This window comes from Parabacteroides sp. HGS0025 (genome assembly GCF_000969845.1).
In the GTDB taxonomy this organism is placed as follows: Bacteria; Bacteroidota; Bacteroidia; order Bacteroidales; family Tannerellaceae; genus Parabacteroides; species Parabacteroides gordonii.
The window spans coordinates 2,586,110-2,612,950 of the sequence record NZ_KQ033902.1; the positions used below are offsets into that span (position 1 = coordinate 2,586,110).

Here is a 26,841-nt window from a genome sequence, read left to right on the forward strand (position 1 = left end):
ATCTATCGGTTGTCATAAGGTAGCTGGCGGTATGTACCAGGGTGATCTTTTATAGGAATAAGTTTTTTAATTAAATTGAATGATCATGAAAAAGTTTATAGGTTTAGTTGTCTTATTGACAATCTCATTAAGTTCATTTGCGCAAAAGGGAGATTTCTCATTATTGGGAAATTTCGGTTATCAAACCGATTTCAAACGTGTTATGATCGGAGCCCAGGGGCGCTATAACCTGACGAACCATGTACGTCTGGCCCCCGACCTGATGTTTTTCTTTCCGAAGAATAAGGTGACAGGGTTCGATATCGATGTGAACGCTCATTATGTCTTCAACTTGCATGAAGATAACTTGTCGCTTTATCCGTTAGCCGGTTTTAATCTACAGAATAATTTCCAGGGCAAACAAACCATCAAGGGGGATGATGGTAAAGAAACTACGCTCGATTCACATAGTTCTACCAATTTCGGGTTTAACCTGGGTGCCGGCCTTACCTATAATTTAGATAAACGCAACTTTCTGAATGTCGAGTATAAATATGTATTCGGCAAAGATAACAACTCCGTTATCGCATTTGGTTGGGGATACCGTTTCTAGTAAGAAGACAACTATCGTTTTAAACAAATAGAAAAAGTTATGAATAAAATAATTATATCTATGGCGCTTTTAGGCGTCATGCAGATTTCTTATGCTCAGGAAAAAGAAGGCTGTATGTTGAATAATCGTATATCTCTAAACCGTAACCTACTCTGAAAAAGGGAGTACCTCGATTAATCAGAGACCTCTTGCAAATTAAGCACTTTTTTAGGGGTACTCACTTGAATTTGATCTGTTATGGGGATCACACAAAAAGGGGGAAGAAATTAAGTTTTCTTCCCCCTTTACTTTGGTAATCCGACGAGATCAGTCGAGTTTTTCTTTTATATCCTTTTTGGTTTTGTCGTAACCCTCCTTGATATTCTTTTTCGCCTCTTGTGCATTTTCTTTGACATCTTCTTTGGTGTCGTTCCAAGCATCTTTCACTTTGTCAGCCCCTTTGTCGATCTTGTCCGCTGCTTTGTCCATCGCATGGTCGACCGATTCTTTGGCATTTTCTACTTTGTGATTTACTTTATCCTGGGTTGTCTTGTTACCGCAGGACGCTAATAGCAGGACGACTGTGCCTGCTATTGCTGCTAAAACTAACTTTCTCATTTGTTTAATTGGTATTTAATTAATACTAGTTTTTATAAAACAGAACAGATAAGTGGAAAGTTCTGTTTAAGGTCTGAATATTAACTGTTATAAATGTTTTTCGTTCAACAATTCCTCTCTTTTTTCTGCATTGGCTCTGATCATCTTCTTTATAAATCCGGTTAGTTTTATAGCACTGACTTCATAAAAGCCTATGCGTATAAATATAGCTTTGATTCCGTTTTTCTCATACAGTTTGTCAAAGCGCCAAAACCACGTGGGACGGACGGTGGCCGGTTTATAATCCCTGTCTATCAGAAGACGTATAAAATATTGTCCCCTGTAATAGAATTCATCTGCTCTGAGGATTGCGTCCCATTCGATTTCTTCACGTATATCGGACATTTCCGTGATACCGTTTTCTGTCAGAATAATGTAAGGTTTTCTGTCGAAGTAAGTGCCGATACCGAAAATCAGACATAGAACGGACAAGATAATAAAACTCCATCCCACCACATAATAATCGGGATGGTGAAGGAAAAGTTTACCGGCAATTGCCAGTAGCAAACTAACTAAAATAAATAGAATGGCCTTACTTCTGGATTTATATATAACTACCTTGTTATCTATACAGGTTTCTGAATCCAATAGTTTCACGGACGACTGTTTTGTGAATGTTTCCATACATATATACATTTAATATTAATACAGGTTGAATAAAAAAAATCAATTGCCAAATAGATTCGACTGGGTGTATAAATTAAACATTACTAATTCTTTATAGGTTCTGATTTTATTCGGATTGCTAGCAATAATTAACGAAATGACGATAATTTTTTAGAGAGTTTCGATTATCGTTATTCGCAAAATAGAAAATTGTCATTTTGATAATTATCCCTTACATTCCCGGCTCTATTTGGAAACGGGAATGTAGGGGATATTTTTTTGTGTTTCTGCAGGAGTTAAGGTTTGACGTAAAGATATTTGTAGAAGATAAAATGTACATTTAAGTAGGTAATAATAAAATCATCGCAATGATTTTAGAGCTAGTGGCAGAAATAAGACAAAACCTGTTACAATCTGTCATCTGAAAACGATCTGTGCGGAAAGAGCTTCCAGCCTTATGAAAGGTCTATTATCCCCTTTTTATGAGGTAATCTCGAAGAATATTTCCTGATATTCTGTAATGTTAAAAAAATCATTGTAATGACTGGTCCGGTTCATTGTGATGAGTGCATGAAGTCATTGTGATGACTTGGTCGGAGCATTACAATGATAGGGAAGAATCATTGTGATGAATTTGGATAAGGGGCGTAATGAAGGTCGAAAATGAGGGTGAAAATGGAACTTTTCTTTCTGAAACATACTTTTTTAGAGACAGTGCCGTTAGCGAAAATAGCGAAAACCGAACAATCTGCAAGCCGGGAATGTTTATCTTTATCTTTTTGATTAATAACGATAAAGAAGGAAAAAGTTATGAGAAATAAAGATTTTTGCATACTGATGCTTGAGCAGGAAAAGCAGAAGCGCAGTAACGGGGATGAAAGTACGGCCGACCTGTATCGTGCCAGCCGTAATCATTTTGCCGCATTCGTTCGTGAGAGAGGAAAGAGCAGATTGCTGGGAGATGTGACGCAGGATGTTGTGCAGGAGTTTATTCGGTATCTGAAAGGAAAGAAACTGCGCGTGAATTCGGTGAATAGTTATATTAGTAACTTGCGGGCGATGTACAACCGTGCCTGCCGGGGGTGGAAAGGACGGCCTGAGGAACGGCCGTTCGAGGGGATGCAGTTGCAACGGGAGGAGACTGTTAAACGGGCAGTCCCGGTGGAAGTGATCAAGCAGATGGCTGCACTCGATCTGAAAGAGGAGCCGGAGAAAAAGCTGGCAGTGGATATGGCCTTGTTTTCTTTTTTTGCCTGCGGTATGCCTTTTGCGGATATCGTTCGTCTGAGTGGGGAGAACTTGGTTGAAGAAGGAAAAGTGTTGTCGTATCGCCGGCAAAAAACAGGTGCACTGATCGAGATGGAAGTTTCGGAGCCTATGCAGTTACTGATTAATCGTTACAGGCGGCCGGATTCCAAATATCTTTTTCCTGTGTTACAGGAGGGAGCTACGCATGAACAGTATAAACAATGTCTGGCACTGGAAAATCAATATCTGGCAGATGTGCAGGTCCTATTGGGTTTATCTGCAAAGTTGACGACCTATGTTTTCCGCCATAGCTGGGCATCTGCGGCTTATCATCTGGGGATACCGATTGCTATCATCAGCCAAGCCCTGGGGCATTCTTCCGAAAAAATGACTCGCATTTACTTGTCTGCATTTGATGCAGGTAAGGTAGGAGAAGCAAATAAAAGGGTTTCTGAAGGTGTGAAGGAACTGATGGCTGCATAAATTATCCTTATTTATATAATAAGGTAATTTCCTCTCTTTTTGTTTCATATCCAAGCCTTTACAACTTGTGGATTTCGCAAAAGAGTTTGAATGCTCTGCAAACATAGGAAGAATCTTATGGAAAAACAAAGCTTTTGGGTAAAATCCTAAAAAAAACATATAGAATTTGTATTAATTAACCTAGTTTCCTGCTTGTGACCTTTAAATCATAATTTTCAAAGAATAAGACATAAGGCGGGTGAAGACTGCTGTCTTATTAATATCCGTTTGAAAAAAACTGTTATCATTTTTACATGTTTTTACTCCACAAAATATTGAAATAAGACATCAATCCAAAATATCCCAGGGGCAAAACTCATTAAATCCCCCTTAAAACCGAGGTGCTTTTTATCCTTTCCCCTTATTATATAAATAAGGTGTTTTTTATAGGTTGATCTGATAATCAGAAGCTAGTATTGATATAATATGTATAGGATAAAAATACCATATTGCCACTTCCCATTGAAAGGAATTTTTTTGTTGCTGGTTTACTGTTTGCTAAAAACAGGTGTGACTGCGCAGACAACGACTTATCATAAGGCGGAGTCCTTTTTATTTTCTTTTAAAGAGAACAGCGATATGTTCTTGGCAGATTATGGCGATAATGCCTACCAGCTGGAGCGGATGGGACGACTCCTGGATGCCTCCCGTAACCGTCTGCAGAAAGGTAACTCCCACCTTTTAATCATTTCGCATGTGGATGCCTATAGTGGTGAAGAAGAGCAGGTGATCAACGAAGCTTCCCTTCGTGCGAACCGTATCCGTTCCTACCTGAAAACCCGTTTCGATATCCCTCATGAATGTGTTGCTTTTTATATTGACCGTAGCGGTAGTTATCGTGACCGGGTGCATGTGTATGAGGTGTATAAACCGCTTCCGTGGTTTGCCAATACCTCGATCCATTACAGTGAGAGTCGTTATCCGGTTGCGATAAAAGCGGCGATCGACCGATATGGTGCCGTACCTTATGTCGACCTGTACCGTCGTGGAGAGACAGGCGGCTACGATCGTGAAGTGTACCGTATAGACGATCCGCTTTTCGACCGGACGGAACTGGAAGATTACCGGCTGGCATCGGTGGTAGATACTTTGAGAAAGAGGAGAGGTGAACCGGAACTTCCGGCTGTCAATCTGGCAACGACCGTTACAACAAAGGAAACGGTACGGGTAGTTACAAAGCATGAAGAGAGAGCCGGGAAGATTGTTGATCCGGGGAAAACAATTCCGGTCGAGCACAGCCCTGTATATCTGGCCATTGAAACAAATCTTCTTCCCTGGTTTAGCGTAGTTCCTTCAATCCGTCTGGGAACGGGTGAGACGAAAATAGAAACAGGCGCATTCATGCCTAATCTGGAAGTGGAGTGCAGCTTTGCCGGTCGTTGGTCACTGGTTTTGTCGGGCATGTATTCCGACTTTGCCTATAAAGACAAGACGCGCGATAGCTGGTCTGTCTCTGAAATATCCCTTGAATCAAGAGTCTGGCTGTCCCCTTCGGGAAGGTTTACCGGCCTGCATACCGGGGTGTTTGCCGAGTATGGTGACTTCGATGTACGTGGCAACGCGATCGATAGGTCTGAGGATATACTTTACGGCCGGACGGGCTGTTTCTGGTCGGCAGGCCTGTCGATGGGGTATCGTTTCTCCCTGGCCGGAGGTTTGGGGATGGGGCTGAGTGTACGTGCCGGTTACCGTTCGGTCTTCGACGGGAAGAAATACCGTTATGACGCGCCGGATGACCGGAATTATTTGGAAACCCGTTTTGCCTCGACGGGATTTATGTTGGGACTTCGGATCAGTTTGTCGTACTGTTTTCAAATCAGATAGGAAGATGGAAAGGAATAAAAGAAATAAGAAATATCGTATAAAGCAACTGGTGGGTTGGATGATATATGCCGTATGGATTGTGGCGGTCTTGTCTTGCGCATACCGTATGACGGACGAGGATTGGGAGAAGAACGGAAAAGTACGTTTACTGCTTCGTCGCCCTGACAGTGGTTGCCCGGAGAATATGACGTGGTATTTCTATCCGGAAGGTTCGGATAGTCCGATTATCCGTACGGGGGACGTTTCGGGGTATGAAGGTACATTGCCTTCGGGTTGTTACCGGGTAGCTGTCTGTAACAGGGGGTGTACGGGTGTCACGCTTGAAATGGAGAAGGGTTATAAGGAAGCCTGCGGAAGAGCGCAGCGGCTTTCTTCCTTAAAATCTTCATCGGTGCAGATAGCCTGTCCGGGTAATCTGTACGGGGCAGGTTTAGACCTGATCGAGGTGGGCGGCAGAGAAGTTGTGGCAAAGGAATTGTTTGCGGTAAAACTTGTCCGTACATTAGAAATGAATATAAAAGTCACAGGAGGGGAAAAGGGAGATGTCGTTCCGGCGGTCTTGTCGGGAAGGTTGACCGGTGTTTCGTCACGGGTTCATATACCTTCGGGCAAGCCGCTGTTCGATACGCGGGCCTTTATGACGTTCGAGCCGGAAGAGACCGGACCTGGCATTTATACATCTACCTTGAACCTGTTTGGATTGTCTTCGGGTGAGGAAAGCGGTGAAATGGTCGACCTGATCCTAACGATGACACTGGCAGACGGAAAGGAAATCACTTCATCCACGGATATCACCGAGGAGGTGAAAGAGGCATTCACCGTCGGAGTTACGACACATGTGATACTAGACCTGGTTGTCCGCTATGATGAAATGTCCGGTTTGACGATCATGCTGAAGGAGTGGAAACCGGGCAGCGGCGGTTCGGGTGTGGTTACTCCCTGAAACGAAATGAAAACAATAGTAATGATAAAACACTGGTATAATATGGAAAGATGGAAATTATTTATTATGAGTCTGTCGGTGGCTATTCTGGTAGGAGGTTGCACCGACATGGAAGAGCCGGTGACGGATGGAGCGGCTGAAGCAATAGAGGTGAATGCCGGAATAGCTGAGGCTACCCGTGCGGTGATCGGCGGTGGTTATACGAATGACCTGGAAGTATCGTTTGCCCGTTTGGATAACCCCGGTGCAACGGGTGCTGCGTGGACCTCTATCGACGCAGTCCGTACAGGTGGTACGGGTAATACGGCGCTGACTTTTGAGCCGGAACAAACCTATCTGGCGGAAGAGGGAGAGTCTGTCCTGATTGGTTATTATCCCCGCAAGGAACCGAGCGGAACCGTCAACCCCGCCAGCGTCACTTACACTATAACGGGCGACGAGGACATCATGGCGACAGGTGTGCAGACCGGTTCGTTGGTCGATAAGTTCGAGGCTTTTACTTTCAGCCACCTGCTAACCCAGTTGCAGTTCAAGTGCGTGGGTTCAGCCGGTGCGATCAGCAAATGGACGGCGGTCGCTTCCATTAAAGTAAAAAATGTAGCCACGGGATTGAAACTGTCGCTGGATAAAACAAGCGGAGCTAAACTAACGGCCACGGGTACGGCCGACCAGACACTGACAGTTAAGAACTGTCCTTCTATGATCTCTGCTTTAGATGCCGAAACTCCGCCAACCGGTTATCTGCTGCTTTACCCGACGGCCAATATGGGAACGGAGAGTCTGCCTGTCTCTCTGGAAGTGAAAGGAACATATGATGGGAATGCGAAAACCCTGAATGTCACAGTCTCGAATATCGGTGAAGGAGTGAAAGCAGGCTATTCGCATCTGATCACACTCACCTTTACGGAGGACGGTAAAATAGCGGTAGAATCCGGTATCGCCCCGTGGCAGCCGGGTAATGGCGGCAGTACAATAGTAACCCCCGGAGAGTAATTTTCAGAGATGAATAACCTTAAAGTCATAGTATTAGCATCAGTCGCTATCCTTCCGGGCCTCGCCGCCTGTTCAGACAGCGATCCTGTTCCGGAGTTGCTCCCCGAAACGGCGGTTTGCCTGGAAGGTTCGATCGGAGCGTCGACGCGCGGGATAATCGGCTCGGGCTATGAACAGGATCTGAAGGTTAGCTTTGCCCGTCAGGATGAATCGGCGGTTTCAATGGGTGCATACAGTGGGTGGGCTGTACACGAGGCTGTGCGTCAGGGTGGAAGGGGGAACCGTCCGATTGTATTTGCCCAGTCGCAGTCGTACCCGGCGGATGGCCGTCATATCCGCCTGCACGGTTATTATCCGGCGGAGGGGGAGCCGACAACCGATGCAGGAACGGACAAAGTAATCTTCCGCATAGACGGAACGACGGATATCATGGCAACGGGAATCCTCGAGGGAAACGGCTATGTTCCGGTGACGACCTGTACGTTCCGTCATTTGCTGACTCAGGTCCGCTTGGTCTGTTACAGTGACCGAGCCGATGCATGGGGAACGATACAAACGATCGAAGCAGCAGATGTACATACCCGTCAGGAACTGGATTTGTCAGCGGAACCGCCCCGTCTGGCGGATATATCTGTGGCGGAAGATATAAAGAATCTCCCGGTGCAGGATATTGCCGGTCTGCTAATCCCGCAGGTAGCGTCCGACGGATCGCCTCCCGAGGCACAAGGCTATCTCCTTCTTCCGGCATTCCCGGAGGACGGGACGGCGGATCATCCGCTTCATCTTCGGATCACGACAACGAAAGACGGCAATGGCAACCTGAAAGAAACCCTCTCGAACGTCTTTGTCCGTATAGAGGGCGGTTTTGAAATCGGCAAAAGCCATATCGTCTCACTCTTTTTTATCGGAGCAAGCAACATACAAACCACGCATGTCAGTGTGGAAGCGTGGATGGAGGATGAACAAGGGGAGATGCCGATATGATAAAATACGAATAAATAAACAGGAAATAAAACTTTTAAAACGAATGAAAATGAAAACGATCACGACAAAGTGGGCCATGTTGATAGCCCTTGTGACAGCGGTGAGCTGTTCGGAAACAGAGACAGGAATAGAGCCAGAACCGGGTGGCGGTGACGGCCAGGTGGCACTGGGTATCAACCCCAATCTGAAGGTGGATGCCGGAATGAAATCGACAACGAAATCGGTGGTGAGCGGCAGTACGATTACCTATACGGATTATAACACGGCTCCCGGTCTGGGAGTAGTGGTGACCAACTCGGATGCAACCGGCTGGTATTCTCCCGATGCATCGAGCTCGGGCTATACGGGTCATCATGTATGGTATATAGGAGATGCTAAAGGGGCTAACTGGATTTCGATCGAAAGCAAAGGTAGCGGTTATGACCCCAAAAATGAAAAACCTTACTATCTGACGGAAATGGTAGGAAAGGTGTATGCCTATTATCCGTTTGATGAAAATGCACTAAGTAGCCTATTAAATATTTCGGGTGAAGGCAGTCTTAAAATCCCGGTAAGCGTATTGGCTAGCGGTAGTATAGATGCTGCGACAAATAATGCGAATAAAATCTGGAGTAGTAGTAATAACTCATGGGGTACGAATAGCGCGGCAAACAAGGCGATAAACCTGTCTGATGTGGGCGAAAAAGATTACCTGTATTTTGCGGCTGAAGGAGGCGGCCGTTATGTCAATAACGGTCGTGCCAAAAATCAGACACCTTTTGATCCGGAGCAAGGTCCGAAAAATACCGATGCCAATAATCCCGGTTATCTGATCAACCTGGATATGAAGCATGCGATGGCGATGGTTTCCTTCCGCGTGTACGACGGCGGTAATCTGAGTAGTAATGATGTGAAATTTACAAAGTTCGTGATAAAGAATCATGATGGGAGTTCCAATAATTACATCAAGACCGGAAATGGCAAGATGTTGCTGTCAGACGGAACAATAAGCGAAAACACGACAACCGGTACCCTGACCCGTAGTATCACAAACTACATCTTGATGAAACAGATCAAAGAAGGAGAACAAAGTGATAAAGCCTTTATCGAGAATAAATCGACCGTCAACGGACAGTTGGTATCCAAAAAGGTCAGTACCATGGTTTATCCGGTCACCAGTTTCGGAGAAGACGAAATAGATGTGGTCATCACTCTTCAGGAAGGTGTAAATACGGCAGTTGAATATACTGTCACCCTGCCGGCTCATGAATGGATTGCAGGCACTAACTGCATCTATACCTTCTCTGCCGGCCGTAATAAACTGACGGTGATGGATGTAACGGTGGAAGATTGGGTGGAAGACGAACAACCGGATATTTCATTGTAATTCATTAATTAAAAAGACAAATCCCATGAAACCATTCTTATACCGTTTAGTACCTGTGTTTTTGTTCCTGTGTGCTGCCTGCACAGAGGCGGATATCGTTTCGCCGGGGCCTGGTGGTGGCGAAGCGGAAGAGGGTGTTCCTTTTCGTGTGAAGAACCTGGGCATGTGGATAGAGGTGGAATCGAGAAGCATCGTCACGGGCGGTCCGGGAGAGGGGGATAGAAATCCGAACCCGTTGACTGCTGTAGGGGTATGTGTCACGAAAGAGAGCGGCAGCGGTACGGTAAGTTTGTACAACAGCAGTATCCGTAGCCAGCAATTTGTCTGGAATGCGGTTGCGGGCATCCCTTTGTGGGAACCTGCGGAAGGGGAGGAATCGCTCCTACTGTATACGGAAAAAGGAACGGTCTACGGCTATGTGCCTGCCGAAAAGAGTGTTTCACTCACGGGCACTCCGAAAGCTCCTTTGATGAGTGGGGTAAAGGTGTTGGATAAACAGAAATTCTACTTCAATGACGGTAGTACTCTTGTGAATGCCGTCACCGATGTGCAGTGGGAAATCGACCAGGAGGATTACCTGTATTGCACGGCCGTGGCGCAGGTAGACCGTTGGCATCCGGAAGTATCGCTCGAGATGCAGCATGCGCTCTCGAAGGTGAGCTTCCGGGTACTGGAAGAGGGCTCGGCTTTTGCCGGTTGCTATGTTGAAAAGGTGGTGCTCAAAAGTAATGGGGAGTTAAAAAAATGCACGTCCGCCAAGCTGAACCTGGCAACGGGTGAGGTGGAAGGGACGCTGACAGCCATCGACCAACTGGTCTTTAGCGCCGGAGGCGATACGCGTGCAGTAGGCGGGGAGTCGGGAGAGACGACGACGAACGTCCCGGTGCAGGCCTTCGGGTTGGTGATCCCGGTCAGTGGCGTGAATGTGACATTGGAACTGACGTTCGACGACGGCCGTACTTTTACGATGAAACCGTCCGGAACGGGTGAAGGCCCCGGCACCTTTACAGCCGACTGGAAAAAGGGATACAACTATACCTACAACCTCCGCATGCAGCCGCAGGGCATAGAGTTGGCAGAAGTGAAAGTGGCGGCCTGGAACGACGGCGGGGCGTATGACGTACCGATGGAGTGAGTCTTGTCACTTATTGAAACAAAGAATTAGAACACAAAGGAAATCGAAATGAAACGGGATCGAATACAGTTATATCTGATTGTTCTGCTGGTCGGTGGTTTGCTGGCCGGATGCACGGCAGGGACTGTGGAAGATGTCGTGCGGGAAGAGAGCCGTCTGGTGGAACTTCGTTTCAGTAAACCGGACCTGGGAACCCCGATCCTTCTGAGCCGTGCGGGGGAGGAGGCTGCCGTTCCTGCGGCATCTGCAACCCCGCTGCCCGAAGGGGCTACGGTACGCATCTACGGTTACCTGCGCGGTGAGGAGGGGACGGCAACAGCCGAGGTTTCTTTCTCTACTGCGCAACCATCGTTTGAAGCGATCTATGTGGTGGAAAAGGACGGTTCTTTGTCGCCTTGTCTGGTGGATGATGCGGGAGTGCGTCAGCCGGGAGATGCCGCCGATCCGGTGGTGCGTGGAGGCGTTTACGATTTCTATGTCGTCTCACCGGCGCGTCGGCTGGTAAAAGATGCGGAAGGGAGGTATGTGGTGACGGCAATCCCGCATAAGGAGGATGTGATGACCTCTTTTGCCCGTGGGGTGACCGTTTCGCGTTCTTCGCGTGTGGTCACGCTGGAAACTTTCCGCAGGCAATGCGCCCTTTTGGTGTTCAATGTCGCCCCTTCACCGAAGAATGCGCTTCCATTCGATGAGCTATACGGAACCAGGCTGGAACTGAGTCATATCTCCGTATCCGGTGCGAGTTTGATAGCGGGGGAGGATACGGGAATCTTTCCGACGGGTGGAGAGAATAAAGCGGAGGCGACCGTAGTGTTTGAAAGCTGGGAATTTTTCGCAGTGGAAGCGGGTTCCGATCCGGATGGTATGGGCTTGAATAAAACGACGGGCATCGTCCTACCCAAAAACGAGCGTCCTTTCGGAGTGGAAATCAATGTACAAAGGAATCATGAAACAGCCTCCCTGAAAGCGACCATAGATAAATCGATCACTTTCGATGCGGGTAAGCGGTATGTATTCACCCTGGAAGTAAAGAATGACGAGAGCTGTCTGAATCTGAAAATAATAGCCTGGAATGCCATTTCCTTTTCCGACGGCGAGGTAGGTGCTCCCCCCGGCGGTTCTTATCCCGACCCGGATATCCAGGAGGGGATCGGAACGACGATCACGGTGGCGAAATGGACAAAAATAGAGTGGAGCGATGCGGATGTCGGAGGAGGATAATAATTGAAACAATTAAAACGAAAAGTAATGAAACGAATCAGTAAAACCGGATTGTGGGTGTGGTTGCTGCTGGCGGTGAGTTGTACGCGGACGGAGGTGGAGGAAAAAGATTTGCCGCCTCATCCGGCGAAAGAGGTGGAAGCCGTTTTTAACCTGAACGTGCTGGCTAACCGCTCCCTGCAAACACGCAGCATCACTTTTACCCCGGAAGGAACGTTCGAAATCGACTCGGTTGCGCCCGGTATGACGGATTCGGTCGCAACCAAATCGCCAACCGCCTTGACAGAAGGGGATGAGAGTATGATCTCCCAACTATGGGTCGGGCAGTATGATGCATCAGGTAATCGGGTATTCAGCCATTACATTTCGCCTATGGTCGGAATGACGGTGAACCTGAAACTGAAAGAGAGTGGAGGAGCCACGCACCATGTCTGGTTTGTTGCCAATTGCGACGATTTGGGTGAGATCGCTACGGAAACGGCATTGAAAGAGCATGTATTTACGTATGCTTCGACCGCAGAAGGATTACCAGAGAATCGTTTGTGCGGTATGACGGGAATGTGGTCGGGTGTGATCCGGGATAACGGTGTGGAGAGCATAGGTGTCGATATGATCCGGACGGTGGCAAAGATTTCGTTTAGCTATTTGATCGGTGGAGACGGTTTTAGTTTCAAGCCTTCCTCAGTAAAGTTGAAATCAGTGCCGGATAAAATGCGCATGGAAGAAATGACAACTCAATTAACCGATGTAATGTATGGGGAATATACCGGAGAAGCTGATGCCAACGGTGCGACGATGCACTGGTATCTTCCTGAAAACAGGGCAGGGGAAGTAACCGGTGAAAATGCCTCCACGTCGGAAAAGGAGAAAACAGGCTGGGGAGTAAGCAATGCCACTTGCATAGAACTGACGGGAATGGCTGTACAGGGCGGTGTCACTTACGAAAACGTCACCTTCCGTTTCTTTCCGGGCAGTAAGGATATGAATGATTACAATATCAAACGCAACCATTATTATACTATAAGTGTGACGTTGAAGGGAATAGACGTCACCGACCAACGCATCACGGTGGGGACAATCCCGCCGATCGATACCGGTGGCTTGCAACCGATGCCTGCGGGTAAAGGCGGCACGACCGAGTTGCAGATCACTGCCCGCCCGGGAGAGCAGTGGAGCATCAAACTGCCGGATTGGTTGTCGGCACTGATCGATAACACAATCCAGGCTGGATATGGAGCCAGGATAGATCATCAGGGTCCTGCAAAGATTGTTTTCAAGGCAGAAACAGCCAATCCGACAGCCGAGCCGCGATCATTTCCTTTTAAGATGGACGTAACCGGTAAGGAACAAAATATCGAGATCGTACAGGAAGGATCGACATTGGAGGTGGGTAACGCCATTTCGTTGGATGCTGCTTCCGGTTCGGAAGGTCAATCTTCATTTACTGTCACAAAAGGGTTGAACTGGCGCGCTGTTTTATCCGACGGTTGGCTGAGTTGGGCTTCAGGCAATCCGGCAACCAGCGGTGTTGAAGCCACAGGGGAAACCCAAAGTTTAATAGTCAAAGCATCTTCCAGTAACCCGTATGCAGCAGTACGCACGGGCTGCATAACGGTAGAAGGAGGTCAATCGGTCGGCAGTTCAACATATAACGATCTGAAAAAAGAAATATCCGTATCCCAGGCTGCTTCCACGGTCACTTGTCCCACCCAACCGATAGAGGTAAGTGCGGAGGGAGCGACCGATGCATCTTTACAGTTTACAGCAACTCCTTATTTACCGTGGAAAATAGCAGTGTCGGAAGCTGATAACTGGCTTGGTCTGACTGGTCAAACGACGGGTCAGACGACGACAAATCCTCAAAATGTTGTTTTTAATGTTCCTGTCAATCCCAATTCCAAGGAACGTACGGGTACAATAACAGTCCGTGTGGGAGATGAATCCAAAGGGCCGACGGGTAATATAACCGTGAACCAGAAAGCCTCTTCATTAGTGGTTGAAGAAATTTCCACATCCTTGGAGCCGACAGCGGAGGCTTCGGGTTCTGTCGCTTTTACGGCAACGAAAGGCCTTTCCTACACTGTTACTTATCCGAATTGGCTGACTTTTACCGGTGAAACAGCTGGTTCGGTAACTGGAACAAAACAAACCTTTGAATATAAAACTAATAGCGTGAATAAAAATAAGGAAATACGAGAGGGGCAGATATCAGTAGTAGCCGGAAACATGGCAAAGAAGACGTCGGTATTACAGAATGCTTCGACGTTTAAGGTGGAACCGCGAACGATTGAATTACCAAATACTGCCTCTTCCGCTGAAGCGACAATCATAGGAACATTAGGCTTATCATGGGAATTAACGAGAGCAAAAACGGGAGATGAAGCTATAACTACTGTGGCAACTAGCGGAGAATTAACAAGTACTTCCCACACCGTAACATTTAGTGCCCTGGCAAACGAAGGCGGAGAACGTTCAGCGGATTTTATCATTGCTGTAACAGGGGGGAATCATTCAGATACGGTGACGGTTAAACAAGCCAGTGGGTTGAATACGATAACGATAGATCAGGCGGTTGCAGATTCATATAAAAAATATTACGATAATTATAATGCAGGTGTGAGAGCACCTCCTTTTTATTATGATGGAGGTAATTATGATGTGAATGGTTCCTATGGAGGGGACTACAAAGGTAATTCTGATACTTATCAGGTAGATGCTTCTTATACTATAGAGGTTGAAGCAACACAGAGTAAAAGTCTTAATATGTACACTGCTGCTGCAATAAAAGTTTGTACAGATAAGGGAGAGGGTTGGCGTATTCCGACAATGATTGAGTTATATGCAATATGGGATATATGCAGGGGAAGTAACTTTGATGCAACTGACGATGAAGCAGCGACATATACATTTGGGGATGGAATGGGAGTTAGAAATGCACAAAATGTGGTGGTTCCTTATTGGAGTAGTTCGGTTGGAAAGCCTTATTTTAGTGTACGTTCGGTAATCTATTTTCAAACAGGTAAATTTAATACCAGTGGTACAACTGGAGATAAAAATCTATATCCTGTTCGTTGCGTTCGTGAAAAATAGAAGACTTTAAGTTAATCCATAAAAATAGATGTAATTATGAACAAAGCAGATTTTATCAGCAAACTGGCTGTGGAGATGAATATTTCGCAGCAGCAGTCACGTGAATTTATGAAAGCCTTTCAGGTAGTGTTAACAGAAGCAATGAAACAGGATAATCCTGTTATGCTTCAAGGTTTCGGAACTTTTACTCCGTGGTCTCAAAAAGAGCGTATCGGCCGTAATCCCCATACTGGTATCTCTTGTGCAATACCGGCACGTACGAGTGTCAAGTTCAAACCCGGAAAGTTTTTACTTAGGGATTTGAATTCATCCAAATAGAAAGCAGGTGGAGACACAGATGTTTTTAGCTATTATGTGTCTCCACTTGCTTCTGTTTTTTCAATTCCCCTCAATTATTATTAACGCCTATTGGATATATCATGAAGAGACAAAATAAATTAGAGGCTTTATTCCCCAACGGGAAAGTGCCTGATGCGAAGGATTTTAACCGTAGCCTTGACAAAATGTCGAAGGAAGGCCGTAACCGTTTACGTGAAAAGATTTACAAATTAGCATTTACCGTATGGTCTACTCTACCTAAAAAACATCAGGAATTTATTGAAGAGATCATCGTCCATGATCGTCAATCCTATGTTGACTTTATGCAACAAAGAACAGTCATGGCCTGTCTGCGTTGTCCCCTTCGTTTTCCTGTCTTGTTTATCCGTATGCTGCATTTGACAGAAGTCGTTGAACGGACTGCGCAAACCTCTATAAATCATATTGCAATGTCTGTTCTGATCTGTTTTCAGATTTGCGGAAAGATCGGTACGCTGGCCGGGCATATCGGCAAAGGAGAGATTGCCTATGAAGAGGTGCTGGTGTTGGCTGGGAAGATGACTATAGTTGACTTTTGCGGAGGGTGAAGAGCTATTGAAAAATAAATAATAATACAATCGTATATGCTGGCGGCTTACGATCTGTAATTTGGGTTAGATAATCAGTGATTTATATACTTTTATATTGGATACTATTCTGTAATTTTGTGTCATAACAATAAAAATAAGAATTACATATGACAGTAATGAAGGTTAAAGGTATGATTATGGTAGTGATCATGATGTTATGTATCCCCATAAATGCACAGACGCAAAGTGATAAGACATTGGTCGCTTATTTTTCGGCAACAGGAACAACGGAGAAAGCAGCAAAGTTGATTGTAGAAGTTACAGGTGGAACGCTCTACGAGATACAACCTGAAAAAGAATACGTCACTGCTGATTTGGATTGGCATGATAAATCTTCACGTAGCAGTGTGGAGATGTCAGATGCTAAATCACGTCCTGCATTAAAATCTAAACCGGAAAATCTTGCAGATTACGATACCATTTATATAGGTTTCCCTATTTGGTGGAATTCAACTCCGAGAATCATCAATACTTTTATTGAAAGCGGTGATTTTGCAGGCAAAGTGATTATTCCGTTTGCAACATCGGGGAGCAGCAGTATTTCTAATGCGGAAAAAGAGTTGCAGGAAACCTATCCTGATATGAAATGGCAAAAGGGCCGCCTTTTGAATGGTGCGACGAAGGAAGATATTAAGAAATGGACTAAAAAATAAATTATTATGAGAAAGAATTTTGGGGCAAAGCCCTTTACTTATTCGCAGCCGGTGTTTATTATCGCTGCTTATGATGAAAACGGTACTCCCAACGCTATGAATGCGGCTTGGGGTGGTATCAGCGAGATGCATGAAATTAGTATTTGTATTAGTGAGGGACATAAAACGACAGCCAATATACTGAAGCGTAAGGCTTTTACCGTGAGTATGGCAGAGGTCGGACAGGTGATAGCCTGTGATTATGTGGGTATTGTTTCCGGTAATAAGGTTTCGGATAAATTTGCTCGTGCAGGTTTCCATGCGACTCGTTCGGAGTTTGTGGATGCACCGTTGATCGACGAATTATCCGTTGTGCTGGAATGTAAATTGAAGGATTATAATCCTGAAACCTGTATTTTGCGTGGTGAGATAATAAACGTAAGTGTAGACGAACGTGTTCTCGACGAAAACGGAAAAGTAGATGTATCCAAAGTGTCTCCTATTATATTCGACCCGTTCAATAACGATTACCTGGAAGTGGGTAAAAAGGTTGGCAATGCCTTTTCGGATGGTAAGAGATTGAAATAAGGAGTAGCATTATATATGAAAGAAATAAGAATAGACTGCGCACACCAGAGTGAGGCGGAACTTGCTTTGGCAAAAGAACAGGCACAATTGGTATTCCGCCTGAACCATACTATGCCGATGACGGACGAATATGATGAGCTGCTTCATCGTCTTTTCCCGAATATGGGGGAAGGCAGTCGTGTGAATACTCCGCTTACTGTCGTTCGTCCCCATGAGGTGAAGATTGGCCGCCATGTCGTTATAATGAATGGTTGCCTGATGATGTCTGCCGGTGGTATTACGATTGATGATGATGCTCAGATAGCCGCCAACGTACAACTGATATCGAATAATCATGATCTTGACAATCGCTCGATTATTACTTGTAAGCCGATACATATTTGTAGAAGGGCATGGATAGGAGCAGGGGCTACGATCCTTCCGGGAGTTATAATCGGTGAGAATAGTGTTGTAGGAGCGGGTAGTGTTGTGACCAGCGATGTAGAACCGAACACGATTGTGGCAGGTAATCCCGCCAGAGTAATTCGGAAGATTTAGATTTTCCGATTATTGGTTATGGAAAAATATAAGAATAAAAACGGAAGGGATTGATTTCTCTTCCGTTTTTATTTTTGTGAGCTCTCGTTTGTTGCTTGTGGAGATTCAGACAATATTCCTCTTTATATATGTTTGTGTTCTGGGACAATGCACAAGGCATTTCAAACAGGTACTACATCCATGTATGTTAACGATTTCATCTCTTGAAACCGATCTACTCCAAACTTTACCTTTAAGAACTTTTCTCTCGCAGATATTGACGCAGGTAATGCAATTACCGCATTTGGGAGATAGAGGTTCATGCAATTCTGTTTCCAGTGGAGCATCAGTTAAAACGGTACCGAGACATTGTGCAGCGCCATATTCAGGAGTAATTAGCAGATTGTTTTTCCCAATCCATCCTAATCCGCCAAGTAGTGCAACGGTTTTATGGGGCAATACTGATTCTTTTGTTTCATAATCGAATACGCCGTCGGCTAATAATCCCGTATCGGATTGCGAAATGGCTTTATAGCCCTTCCCGGTGATGAACTTGGCCAATTCGTCTGCTATTTCTCCGGCTTTATGTTCGGTTTGCGAATATTCATCATCGTCGAAATTGTAATTATCCGCTATTCGTGCTTGTACGTAGTCGGGAATATTAAATACCATTTTAGCATATTCTGCGGTTAGCGGGAGCGCAAAAACAATGGCGGTCGGGAGTTGCCTGTTTTGCTTTTCGTCTAAATGCGATATATTGACAAAGCGTATCAGTGTTGCTCCTTGATTTTTTAATTTGTTTTCTATCTCTTGGTTTAAGTATTGCATGTCTCTTTTTTTGTAATAGGGATATAAATATCTGTTATAAGCTCCGAAGCCGGAGTTTTTTCGGGAGTGTTGATGTAAGTCTCAAAGGTGAATTGTTCCCGCAGGGTATAATCGCTTGTCGGCAACCAGTCAAGGTAAATATGGCGGTATACCTTATTTAATTCATGATAAAACCCTTTGAAACGAAAGATTGCATATTCTCCCGTATGAATTTCATAAACGCCAAAGCCTTTCGGAGCTTCAAATGATTGCGGCAATGTTACCCCAATCATAAAACGGTTTTGTTCTTCTGGCGTGATATACGGATAATCGAGAGTCAAACTCACGTATTTACATCCTTTTGAAGATAATTCATATTTTTCGGAAAATTGTAGCAACTGCTTCCACAAAACAGAGAAACTATGGATGACATTATTTGTTCTTTCCAATTTTAAGTATGCGATTCGAATACCTGGTACTTTTTCAATACTTGGCTCAATTCGTATAGGATTCTTCCTTTCGGGATTGACCTTTGAATGCTTTTTACGAAATTCCGGAATGGAACAATTAAAATAACTCTTGAATGCCCTCGAAAATGTATGTTTGTTCTGATAATTGATTTGACCGAGAAGTTCCGGGACACTTACGTCAGTTGTTATTAGCTTAAATGCAATGTACTCTAATCTCAGTCGTTGAATGTACATTCCAATATTTTCGCCACAAACTGCCTTGAAAAGCCTGCGAAAATAATATTTGGAGATACCTGCAACATGAGATAGTTTGTCGGAATCAAGGTCATCAAACAAATGGCGGTTGATATACTCCTGAACTCTTATAATCAAATCATATTGCACATGAGCCGTATTGATCTTTTGTTTCCACCTTTTGATATTTGGAAGTCGTTTTGACATTTCCGCTCTCAACTCTTCCGACGTGAGATTAACTCCTGTCTCTTTATAATATTCTTCGGGGAAAAGCCCCCAAAGATAAATGAGATAATCCATTGAGAAATCATAGAGTTTAACCCCGTTATGCAAACAATAGTCGCAATATTCCACATTTTGGTTTGCCTCAAGATTTGTATAATCTATATCTAAAGGTATTCCACACGTCTGGCAATATTTTGTTTCAGCATTGATTTTCATAAATATCTTATTATTCAGGTACAAAGTTAACCAATAGATTGTACTAAAGGTTACCATAAATAGCCTTCTTTTAAAAGAAAACAGGGAATACCTTAATAATTATAGATTAGTCTGTTACCTGTGTTATTATCTGATTTTTCTTTGTTGGGATAGTGGGCGATAAGACTAAATAACACTTCATAAGCCAACGATAACATAGTTTCTTGACATAACCTCTTTTCTTTGCAGTATAGGAACTGATAAAGCAAACGGATATGAAAAGAATACTTTACTATGTGATACTTATCCTGATTGGTGGTAACGGGATGATGATGGCTCAGAATGGTTTGATTCATGGGAGAGTGACGGATATGGAGAATAATCCGGTTGACGGCGTAGCCGTTGTTCTCCAGACATTGGATTCGGTTTATGTGGATGCGGTGGTAACGGACAGTCTGGGTAGTTTTAACCTGGACCATGCGGGGGAACAGACATGCCGGCTTTTATTTCAACATCTATTATATGAACCATTTCAGTTGGAGATATCCGGGGAAGATGCCGGAACTGTCCGGCTGACTTCTAAAAACTATGAGCTGGATGGCGTGGTTGTTAAGGCGGAGCGTCCGCAGGTGAAAGTAGAGAACGGGGCTTTGAAATATGATGTTCCCCAATTGATGAAAGATAAATCGGTCAGTAATGCTTTTGAAGTTGTAAAACAATTGCCGGGTATTATCGGCGGCTCGGATGAGATACAGTTACTGGGAGTCGGTTCCCCGCAAATCATTCTGAACGGGCAGTTGACAACTATGTCGGTAGACCAGCTGATAACCATGCTGAAAAGTATCCCTTCTTCACGGGTGAAAAATGTAGAAGTGATGTACAACGCTCCCGCTAAATATAATATCAGAGGCGCAGTAATCAATGTGATTCTGGACAAGGGGGCAACTGACGGCACAGCCTTACAGGGAGAAGTTGGTGTCGATTATCTCCAAAAGCATTATGCTTCGGGCAAGGCACATGCCAATTTGTTGTATTCGACTCCTGACCTGACCATAGACTTTCTGGTGAATGGTAATAAAGGACGTTATTTTGAGGGGGAAGATATTATGGCAAGGCATACCTTGGAAACAGGAGTGACGGAAATCCATCAATTCGGACGAGGAAACGGTTATATAAACAGCGGAGATATCCGATTGGGGCTGGACTATAAATTCAAAAATGAAGATAAGTTGTCGGCAGCCTATTCCTTAGGAGGCAATAGGGTGAAAAAGAACCGGACAGCCAATACCTCCTTTTCTATACCTGAAAACTCTGTCCCGGAAGAAGAGCGTTTCAGTCGGACTACCGGAGAAGATGAGATTACTCTGCACAATATCCGCTTACAATATGACGGTCATAGCGGTGTTACAGCCGGAATGGATTTTACCAACTACCATTCGCCTTCTTTCCAGAATTTCCTGGAAAATCGTGGAGAGGAAACGCTGACTGATATGCAGAACAATTCCAAACAGGATATTTCACAATGGGCGTTATTTGCCAACCATACACACACTTTTGCCACCGGGTGGACACTGAATTACGGTGTCCACGGTGGTTACACTTCCTCAAAGACCTATATCGATTATTTGTATAATAAAGGGAATGGTTACGAACCGGACCCGGATTTACTGGAAAACAATTTGCAGAAAGAATATACAGCCAATGTCTTTGCCGAAGTATCCAAAAATTTCGGAGAACATTTCTCGGCAACAGCTTCTTTGAAAGGAGAATATTTTAAATCGGACTATACTTCCAATGGCAAGAAATCGACACTTTGGAATGATTGGACCTTCTTCCCGAATGCCTCGTTGAGTTATCTGTTTACACCGCAGCATATTTTGCAGCTGAACGTGAACAGCAATAAGACATATCCGTCTTATTGGGAGATTACACCGCAGGCTACCCCTCTAAACTCTTATTCCGTAGTAATGGGTAATCCGGCTTTGAAGCCTTACCGTTCCTATCAGGGGCAGTTGCTTTATATCCTGAAGCAAAAATATACTTTCATGGTTTTTGCCCAGTATGAACCGGATTATTTTGCCCAGTTGCCTTATCAGAGTTCAACGGAACTGAAGAATGTGTTCCGTTACGAGAATATGGATTATAACCTGGTTGCAGGAGTAGGATCTGTTATCCCGTTCCGCATCGGTGAATTCATGAACAGCCAGTTTACGGCACAGGGCATCCGGATGCAACAGAAGCTGGACCATTTTAATGATATTTCTTTTGATAATAGTAAATACCTAGGGCAGTTCTTCCTGAATAATACATTTACTTTGTCAAAGTCACGTCCGAATCTGAAACTGGATTTGAACGGTTATTATATCACCGGAGCCGTGCAGGGAATCTACGATTTGGGTTCTGTCTATAATGTTTCAGCCGGTTTGAAATGGCAGTTTGCCAATGACAAGGCAACGGTTCTTCTGAAATGTGACAATATTTTCCGGAGCAATCTTCCTAATAAAATCGAAATTAATCAGGCAAACCAATACAGCCGCCTGACTAAGATTGACGATACTCGTTGCCTGACTGTTTCCTTCATCTGGAAATTCGGGGGGTATAAGAGCAAAGAGCATGATAAGGTGGATACTTCCCGGTTTGGAAAATAATATCGGTAGTCCTGTTCATTCTAAAATCTCATGTGTCCGGCCTGTCATTTTGATAGCCGGATACATGAGAATCTGCTTTATAGACCTGCTGTGGGTATCAATTTGGTATATTGAAATTTTGTTTTTATCTTTGCGCCCGAATTGGACAAAGCATTTGAATATGAATAAAATTTATACAATAAATGATATAAAGAAACAGAATGCCCTCGTGACGTGTGGTATTCCTGTTGTGCATGTCCATTGGTTCAGTGGTTTTATCTAAATAATATTTCCTTTCTTCTCCGGCATCAGCTTTCCGGAGTTTTTATAACCATTCATTTTTATTAATAACGTATCGCGGGAGAATCCTTATTCGTCCGTGTTAAATTGATTATACATATGTTTATAGTTTTATGCCTGTTATGCATAGGGACAGGTGCGGGCTATCTGTTCCGTCGTGCTCATAGTTTAAGGAAATTGGAAAATACAATCTCTTATACCATATTCGCCATGTTATTTGTTTTCGGCATTACTATCGGGGCAAACAAAACCTTAGTGGATAATATTGGTGATTTTGGTTTGCAGGCGGCGTTGCTGGCTGGTTGCGGTGTACTGGGAAGCCTGTTGGCCTCTTATATTGCATATAAATTTTTATCAGAGAAAGGAGACGGTGATGAAAAGTAATCTGATTGTTATATGTTGCTTTTTTGCAGGGATACTTTGTGGAATGTTCGGGGGGGAGGAACTGGCTGCCTATTGTACAAAATTACCGACATGGTTATTGTATGCGCTTATTATCCAGGTCGGATTGAATATAGGTTCTAACGGAGAGATGGGAGCCATGCTGCGGAGCGTACGGTTGTCCAGTCTTTTACTGCCATTGTTTACGATATTAGGCACATTGCTTTTCTCAGCGATAGCAAGTGTGCTGCTGAAGACCTGGAATGTATATGATTGTATGGCGGTTGGAAGTGGATTTGCTTACTATTCTTTATCGTCGTTGCTGATTGTACAGTTCAAGGAGGCTTCTGCCGGAATAGAGATTGCCACACAGTTGGGAACTATTGCTTTACTGGCTAATATTATCCGGGAGATGATGGCTTTATTCGGTGCGCCGGTTTATGCCTCTTTATTCGGGAAGTTTGCTCCGGTATCTGTTGCCGGCATCAACTCGATGGATGTCTGTCTGCCCGTTATCAGCAGGTATTCGGGAAAAGGGATTGTCCCCATTGCTATTATTCATGGAATCATCCTGGAGATTAGCGTTCCGCTATTGATATCGTTGTTTTGTAAGTTATGATTTTGATTTTGGGATATAATTTATAGCTTTGTGGTCAAACAAGCTTAATCCTTTAAAATTATGCGAATAAACAGCTTAGTGGCCTCTCTCTTTCTGCTCATTATTATCGGTGGGTTCTCATGTAAAAATAAGAATACTGGAAATGTTTCAGAGGGAGAGGAAAAGTCCGGATTGGCGGTCTCTGTTCCCGATTTCAATGCAGATAGTGCTTATTCCTATATTGTCGAACAAATTGCTTTCGGACCACGTGTACCGAATACGGAGGCACATCGTCATTGCAGTGATTATCTGATTGCAGGTCTGAAACGTTTTGGGGCAGCGGTGCAGGTACAGGAAGCAATACTTACAGCTTATAACGGTGATCGTTTGAATGCACGTAATATTATCGGGTCATATAATCCGGATAATCCCCGGCGAATTCTGCTTTTTGCGCATTGGGATACGCGTCCCTATGCCGACCATGACCCAAATCCTGACAAATGGCGTGTTCCCATTGACGGTGCGGATGATGGGGCCAGTGGAGTAGGTGTCCTGCTGGAAATATGTCGTCAGTTAGGCGGTCAGAATCCGAATATCGGTATCGATGTTATATTTTTCGATGCAGAAGATTATGGTACTCCCCGTTTTATAACTGAAAACAGTCCGGAAGAGAGTTGGTGTCTTGGTTCACAGTATTGGTCTGCCAATCCCCATGTGACTAATTATCGGGCGGATTATGGGATATTACTTGATATGGTGGGGAGTCGTAATGCAATCTTCTTCAAGGAAGCTACTTCCATGGAATATGCTTCTCAGGTTGTGGAGAAGGTTTGGGAGGCTGCGCGCAATCTCGGCTATGGCAAGTTCTTCTTTAATGAACCGGGAGGCGGTGTGCTTGACGACCATACCTTTGTTATCAGAGGACGAAATATACCCTGTATCGATATTATAAACTATGACCCGGAAAGTTCACACCGCTTTGGTACTTACTGGCATACACATGATGATAATCTGGATAACATAGACCAGACGACCTTGAAAGCTGTTGGTCAAACTGTTCTGGAAGTGATTTATAAAGAGGTGGAAAATGATATTTAAGGAAATACAGATTTGAAAAATAAAAAGCATAGGCCGAAATCAATAACCGGCCTACGCTTTTTGTTCTATCTCGGAACGATCTCGAACGGAACCCTGACAAATACACCATGTTTCATCAAATTCATCAGATTCGGATACATTCGTTCCTTAAAGGAATCCCAGCTCCGGTGTTCCATCTGTGTCCATCCGGCTTCAGCCAAAGCAAGGCCACGTGGATAGGTCATATAAGTCACACGGTTAATATCCTGCATCGCTTCTCCCCATAATGTGCCGGTGATGCCTGAAATATGCGCCTGTTGTGCGGTAGGAAGTCCGTATCCGGGGTCGAAGCGGTAACTGGTTTCCAGCGTGGTGACAGGCATTCCCCAGTTCTTAAACTCTGGAAGGTCGCCTTTTAGTTGCGGATAGTCCAGATAAGTATATTCACCCGGAGCCATGATTAACGGATTACCATGTTTTGCAGTTAGTTCGATACATCTGGGAGTTAATCCGGCACGCCAGGTGATCAGTGTGGCGTCTTTAGGATAATCGAACAGGTATTCATTGGCCGGCATACGGACATTATCCAGCTCGCACCATAACATCGGTTCTTTTCCGTATTTGCGGACAGAGGCCAGTATTTTATCGAAGAAATAATTCATTAACTGCGATTCTTTGGTGTAACCCAGTTGTTTCATTAAATCCTGGCAGTGAGTGCATTTGGTCCAGTTCTTTTCGATAACAGCTTCGTCTCCTCCTAAATGGATTTTGGAGGAAGGGAATATATCGGCTATTTCTTTGATGATATCGTCATAAACGGTATACACTTTGTCATTATTGGCACAAAGCATCAGATCGACTGTTTGCCCCATTATTTTCTGAATCGTATCGGTGTGTGTACATCCCAGTTCCGGATAAGTAGCCAAAACTGCCACCGTGTGACCGGGGATATCCAGTTCGGGAATGATTTCAACGTTTCTGTCGGCTGCGTATTTGATGAGGTCTTTCAGTTGTTCTTGTGTATAGAAACCATTGTCGGGCCCGTTGGAGCCGGTTTTCGGATTGCGGAATGCCCCGATCTCTGTTAGTTTGGGGTGTTTTTTGATTTCAACACGCCATCCCTGATCGTCAGTCAGATGTAACTGCAAAACATTGTATTTGTATTTTGCCATCTGGTTGATATAGAATTTTACATCTTCTACAGGAAGAAAGTGGCGGGCAGGGTCAAGCATCAATGCCCGGTAACCATAGCGGGGTTCGTCGTCGATACGGATAGGAGCGATTTGATTGTTCGCTGTGTTACATACATCTCCCAGCAATATCTGATCCAGTGTTTTCAGTCCGTAGAAGAGGGCGGCGTGGCTGCTTCCTTTGATCGATAGTTTCTTTTCTGAAATATCCAGCATGTAGTGTTCTTTCCCTTTTATTGAAGGGTCGAGCTCTATCTCGATAACAGAATTACCGGATGTGGAAGGAGCACCGATATCGGCAACCTGTCCGGTTCGTTCGCCCAGAATACGCTGTAGTTCAAATAAACAAAATGCTTGTTTGGGCAGATTGGTTTTAACGGTTGTCCGGGGAGTAAGGACGAAATTCTTTTTACCTGTCATCTGTTCGATTCGATTAGGCAGAGGCAATAAAGCCGAAGTATTGCTCTGTCCGAAAGAAAGTGTCGCCGCTAATAGCAGTAATGACGTAATTTTGAGTTTCTTAGTATTAAAAATCATACATCTTAGGTTATTTTGTTATTAAAAAATCAGATCTTCGGTACAAAGATACATAACGAGATTAATTATCCCGGCATCTTATGAACTTTTCGTTACCAATGAATACGATGCAAAGATAGGCAAGCTTATTTTATAAAAGAACTCAATGGCTCCCAACGGGACTCAATGGGCACATACAGGCACTTTTTTCTTTTATTCAAAAAAACAATTGTTTTCAGTTACAAATACAACTGTTTTTGAATGCAAATACAATTGTTTTTGTGTTTGAATACAATTGTTTTTTCAGAGCCGGAAGGTTGCAAAAAAATAAAATCCTTTTTATTTATTCTTATATATAATGTAGGGAATTGACAGCCT

General features: G+C 44.4%; 24 protein-coding genes. 19 read left to right on the forward strand and 5 right to left on the reverse strand.

All coding sequences use genetic code 11. The features are described 5' to 3' along the window. The first annotated feature begins 85 nt into the window (after positions 1 to 85). Complete coding sequence (locus tag HMPREF1212_RS10090; protein ID WP_010803256.1) at positions 86 to 592, forward strand: outer membrane protein; 507 nt, start codon at positions 86 to 88, stop codon at positions 590 to 592. A gap of 306 nt (positions 593 to 898) precedes the next feature. On the opposite strand, the gene HMPREF1212_RS10095 is transcribed toward HMPREF1212_RS10090, so the two are convergent. Both HMPREF1212_RS10095 and HMPREF1212_RS10100 read right to left on the reverse strand, forming a co-directional pair. Further along, entirely contained in the window at positions 899 to 1,189 is a 291-nt protein-coding gene (locus HMPREF1212_RS10095) for a YtxH domain-containing protein (protein ID WP_007656279.1), read from the reverse strand. 87 nt (positions 1,190 to 1,276) lie between these two features. Further along, positions 1,277 to 1,852, reverse strand: coding sequence for an STM3941 family protein (locus tag HMPREF1212_RS10100; RefSeq protein ID WP_046150326.1), 576 nt, complete (start codon positions 1,850 to 1,852; stop codon positions 1,277 to 1,279). 792 nt (positions 1,853 to 2,644) lie between these two features. Here HMPREF1212_RS10100 and HMPREF1212_RS10105 point away from each other — a divergent pair. The 14 genes from HMPREF1212_RS10105 (at position 2,645) to HMPREF1212_RS10170 (ending at position 17,864) form a co-directional block, all read left to right on the forward strand. Then, positions 2,645 to 3,565: a tyrosine-type recombinase/integrase gene (locus HMPREF1212_RS10105; RefSeq protein ID WP_052724964.1), complete on the forward strand. Its 921-nt coding sequence runs from the start codon at positions 2,645 to 2,647 to the stop codon at positions 3,563 to 3,565. Positions 3,566 to 4,030: 465 nt separating this feature from the next. Further along, positions 4,031 to 5,428: a DUF3575 domain-containing protein gene (locus tag HMPREF1212_RS10110; protein WP_046149272.1), complete on the forward strand. Its 1,398-nt coding sequence runs from the start codon at positions 4,031 to 4,033 to the stop codon at positions 5,426 to 5,428. 4 nt (positions 5,429 to 5,432) lie between these two features. Further along, positions 5,433 to 6,371, forward strand: a complete 939-nt coding sequence (locus tag HMPREF1212_RS10115; RefSeq protein ID WP_046149273.1) for a DUF5119 domain-containing protein — start codon at positions 5,433 to 5,435, stop codon at positions 6,369 to 6,371. Positions 6,372 to 6,413: 42 nt separating this feature from the next. Beyond that, positions 6,414 to 7,364: a fimbrillin family protein gene (locus HMPREF1212_RS10120; protein WP_046150328.1), complete on the forward strand. Its 951-nt coding sequence runs from the start codon at positions 6,414 to 6,416 to the stop codon at positions 7,362 to 7,364. Between the two features lie 9 nt (positions 7,365 to 7,373). Further along, positions 7,374 to 8,348 carry a fimbrillin family protein gene (locus tag HMPREF1212_RS10125; RefSeq protein WP_046149274.1) on the forward strand — a complete coding sequence of 325 codons (975 nt, stop codon included), beginning with the start codon at positions 7,374 to 7,376 and terminating at the stop codon, positions 8,346 to 8,348. 43 nt (positions 8,349 to 8,391) lie between these two features. Then, a complete protein-coding gene (locus tag HMPREF1212_RS10130) occupies positions 8,392 to 9,714 on the forward strand; it encodes a fimbrillin family protein (RefSeq protein WP_198293261.1) in 1,323 nt (440 codons plus the stop codon). A gap of 25 nt (positions 9,715 to 9,739) precedes the next feature. After that, positions 9,740 to 10,849: a fimbrillin family protein gene (locus HMPREF1212_RS10135; protein WP_046149275.1), complete on the forward strand. Its 1,110-nt coding sequence runs from the start codon at positions 9,740 to 9,742 to the stop codon at positions 10,847 to 10,849. Positions 10,850 to 10,897: 48 nt separating this feature from the next. Then, positions 10,898 to 12,070, forward strand: coding sequence for a BF2992 family fimbrillin-A clan protein (locus HMPREF1212_RS10140; RefSeq protein ID WP_046149276.1), 1,173 nt, complete (start codon positions 10,898 to 10,900; stop codon positions 12,068 to 12,070). Positions 12,071 to 12,097: 27 nt separating this feature from the next. After that, positions 12,098 to 15,160, forward strand: a complete 3,063-nt coding sequence (locus HMPREF1212_RS10145; protein ID WP_046149277.1) for a BACON domain-containing protein — start codon at positions 12,098 to 12,100, stop codon at positions 15,158 to 15,160. Positions 15,161 to 15,196: 36 nt separating this feature from the next. Next, positions 15,197 to 15,478, forward strand: coding sequence for an HU family DNA-binding protein (locus HMPREF1212_RS10150; protein WP_046149278.1), 282 nt, complete (start codon positions 15,197 to 15,199; stop codon positions 15,476 to 15,478). A 101-nt stretch (positions 15,479 to 15,579) separates the two neighbouring features. Continuing rightward, a complete protein-coding gene (locus tag HMPREF1212_RS10155) occupies positions 15,580 to 16,065 on the forward strand; it encodes a hypothetical protein (RefSeq protein ID WP_046149279.1) in 486 nt (161 codons plus the stop codon). Positions 16,066 to 16,223: 158 nt separating this feature from the next. Continuing rightward, on the forward strand, positions 16,224 to 16,760 hold the full coding sequence (locus HMPREF1212_RS10160; protein WP_046150330.1) for a flavodoxin: 537 nt from the start codon (positions 16,224 to 16,226) through the stop codon (positions 16,758 to 16,760). 6 nt (positions 16,761 to 16,766) lie between these two features. Further along, on the forward strand, positions 16,767 to 17,327 hold the full coding sequence (locus HMPREF1212_RS10165; RefSeq protein ID WP_046149280.1) for a flavin reductase family protein: 561 nt from the start codon (positions 16,767 to 16,769) through the stop codon (positions 17,325 to 17,327). 15 nt (positions 17,328 to 17,342) lie between these two features. Continuing rightward, entirely contained in the window at positions 17,343 to 17,864 is a 522-nt protein-coding gene (locus HMPREF1212_RS10170; protein WP_046149281.1) for a DapH/DapD/GlmU-related protein, read from the forward strand. A gap of 105 nt (positions 17,865 to 17,969) precedes the next feature. Here the strand turns inward: HMPREF1212_RS10170 and HMPREF1212_RS10175 are convergent, their stop codons facing one another. Continuing rightward, a complete protein-coding gene (locus HMPREF1212_RS10175) occupies positions 17,970 to 18,671 on the reverse strand; it encodes an epoxyqueuosine reductase (RefSeq protein ID WP_046149282.1) in 702 nt (233 codons plus the stop codon). Continuing rightward, positions 18,659 to 19,795 (reverse strand): GyrI-like domain-containing protein, encoded by a 1,137-nt coding sequence (locus HMPREF1212_RS10180; protein ID WP_046150331.1) that lies wholly within the window; start codon positions 19,793 to 19,795, stop codon positions 18,659 to 18,661. The genes HMPREF1212_RS10175 and HMPREF1212_RS10180 overlap by 13 nt, the downstream gene beginning before the upstream one ends. Before the next feature lie 254 nt (positions 19,796 to 20,049). Between HMPREF1212_RS10180 and HMPREF1212_RS10185 the strand changes: the two genes are divergently transcribed. From HMPREF1212_RS10185 to HMPREF1212_RS10205, 4 genes are all read left to right on the forward strand, one after another. Further along, entirely contained in the window at positions 20,050 to 22,422 is a 2,373-nt protein-coding gene (locus HMPREF1212_RS10185) for a TonB-dependent receptor domain-containing protein (RefSeq protein ID WP_046149283.1), read from the forward strand. A gap of 378 nt (positions 22,423 to 22,800) precedes the next feature. Next, positions 22,801 to 23,085, forward strand: a complete 285-nt coding sequence (locus HMPREF1212_RS10195) for a LysO family transporter (protein WP_046147027.1) — start codon at positions 22,801 to 22,803, stop codon at positions 23,083 to 23,085. Further along, positions 23,075 to 23,701 (forward strand): LysO family transporter, encoded by a 627-nt coding sequence (locus tag HMPREF1212_RS10200; RefSeq protein ID WP_046147028.1) that lies wholly within the window; start codon positions 23,075 to 23,077, stop codon positions 23,699 to 23,701. Before HMPREF1212_RS10195 ends, HMPREF1212_RS10200 begins: the two co-directional genes overlap by 11 nt. A gap of 60 nt (positions 23,702 to 23,761) precedes the next feature. Further along, the gene (locus tag HMPREF1212_RS10205) at positions 23,762 to 24,778 is read left to right on the forward strand and encodes a M28 family peptidase (RefSeq protein ID WP_052724965.1); all 1,017 of its coding nucleotides are present in this window, start codon (positions 23,762 to 23,764) and stop codon (positions 24,776 to 24,778) included. Positions 24,779 to 24,843: 65 nt separating this feature from the next. Here HMPREF1212_RS10205 and HMPREF1212_RS10210 read toward each other — a convergent pair whose 3' ends face one another. Beyond that, a complete protein-coding gene (locus HMPREF1212_RS10210; RefSeq protein WP_046149285.1) occupies positions 24,844 to 26,484 on the reverse strand; it encodes a beta-N-acetylhexosaminidase in 1,641 nt (546 codons plus the stop codon). Positions 26,485 to 26,841 lie beyond the last annotated feature (357 nt).

Bases quoted from the DNA above. Each gene is read 5' to 3' on its own strand.
- HMPREF1212_RS10115 (WP_046149273.1), top strand. From the start codon at position 5,433: ATGGAAAGGAATAAAAGAAATAAGAAATATCGTATAAAGCAACTGGTG.
- HMPREF1212_RS10165 (WP_046149280.1), top strand. From the start codon at position 16,767: ATGAGAAAGAATTTTGGGGCAAAGCCCTTTACTTATTCGCAGCCGGTG.
- HMPREF1212_RS10205 (WP_052724965.1), top strand. From the start codon at position 23,762: ATGCGAATAAACAGCTTAGTGGCCTCTCTCTTTCTGCTCATTATTATC.
- HMPREF1212_RS10125 (WP_046149274.1), top strand. From the start codon at position 7,374: ATGAATAACCTTAAAGTCATAGTATTAGCATCAGTCGCTATCCTTCCG.
- HMPREF1212_RS10095 (WP_007656279.1), bottom strand. From the start codon at position 1,189: ATGAGAAAGTTAGTTTTAGCAGCAATAGCAGGCACAGTCGTCCTGCTA.
- HMPREF1212_RS10120 (WP_046150328.1), top strand. From the start codon at position 6,414: ATGGAAAGATGGAAATTATTTATTATGAGTCTGTCGGTGGCTATTCTG.
- HMPREF1212_RS10110 (WP_046149272.1), top strand. From the start codon at position 4,031: ATGTATAGGATAAAAATACCATATTGCCACTTCCCATTGAAAGGAATT.
- HMPREF1212_RS10210 (WP_046149285.1), bottom strand. From the start codon at position 26,484: ATGATTTTTAATACTAAGAAACTCAAAATTACGTCATTACTGCTATTA.
- HMPREF1212_RS10170 (WP_046149281.1), top strand. From the start codon at position 17,343: ATGAAAGAAATAAGAATAGACTGCGCACACCAGAGTGAGGCGGAACTT.
- HMPREF1212_RS10185 (WP_046149283.1), top strand. From the start codon at position 20,050: ATGAAAAGAATACTTTACTATGTGATACTTATCCTGATTGGTGGTAAC.
- HMPREF1212_RS10090 (WP_010803256.1), top strand. From the start codon at position 86: ATGAAAAAGTTTATAGGTTTAGTTGTCTTATTGACAATCTCATTAAGT.
- HMPREF1212_RS10100 (WP_046150326.1), bottom strand. From the start codon at position 1,852: ATGGAAACATTCACAAAACAGTCGTCCGTGAAACTATTGGATTCAGAA.
- HMPREF1212_RS10140 (WP_046149276.1), top strand. From the start codon at position 10,898: ATGAAACGGGATCGAATACAGTTATATCTGATTGTTCTGCTGGTCGGT.
- HMPREF1212_RS10175 (WP_046149282.1), bottom strand. From the start codon at position 18,671: ATGCAATACTTAAACCAAGAGATAGAAAACAAATTAAAAAATCAAGGA.
- HMPREF1212_RS10150 (WP_046149278.1), top strand. From the start codon at position 15,197: ATGAACAAAGCAGATTTTATCAGCAAACTGGCTGTGGAGATGAATATT.
- HMPREF1212_RS10200 (WP_046147028.1), top strand. From the start codon at position 23,075: ATGAAAAGTAATCTGATTGTTATATGTTGCTTTTTTGCAGGGATACTT.
- HMPREF1212_RS10155 (WP_046149279.1), top strand. From the start codon at position 15,580: ATGAAGAGACAAAATAAATTAGAGGCTTTATTCCCCAACGGGAAAGTG.
- HMPREF1212_RS10130 (WP_198293261.1), top strand. From the start codon at position 8,392: ATGAAAATGAAAACGATCACGACAAAGTGGGCCATGTTGATAGCCCTT.
- HMPREF1212_RS10135 (WP_046149275.1), top strand. From the start codon at position 9,740: ATGAAACCATTCTTATACCGTTTAGTACCTGTGTTTTTGTTCCTGTGT.
- HMPREF1212_RS10145 (WP_046149277.1), top strand. From the start codon at position 12,098: ATGAAACGAATCAGTAAAACCGGATTGTGGGTGTGGTTGCTGCTGGCG.
- HMPREF1212_RS10195 (WP_046147027.1), top strand. From the start codon at position 22,801: ATGTTTATAGTTTTATGCCTGTTATGCATAGGGACAGGTGCGGGCTAT.
- HMPREF1212_RS10105 (WP_052724964.1), top strand. From the start codon at position 2,645: ATGAGAAATAAAGATTTTTGCATACTGATGCTTGAGCAGGAAAAGCAG.
- HMPREF1212_RS10160 (WP_046150330.1), top strand. From the start codon at position 16,224: ATGAAGGTTAAAGGTATGATTATGGTAGTGATCATGATGTTATGTATC.
- HMPREF1212_RS10180 (WP_046150331.1), bottom strand. From the start codon at position 19,795: ATGAAAATCAATGCTGAAACAAAATATTGCCAGACGTGTGGAATACCT.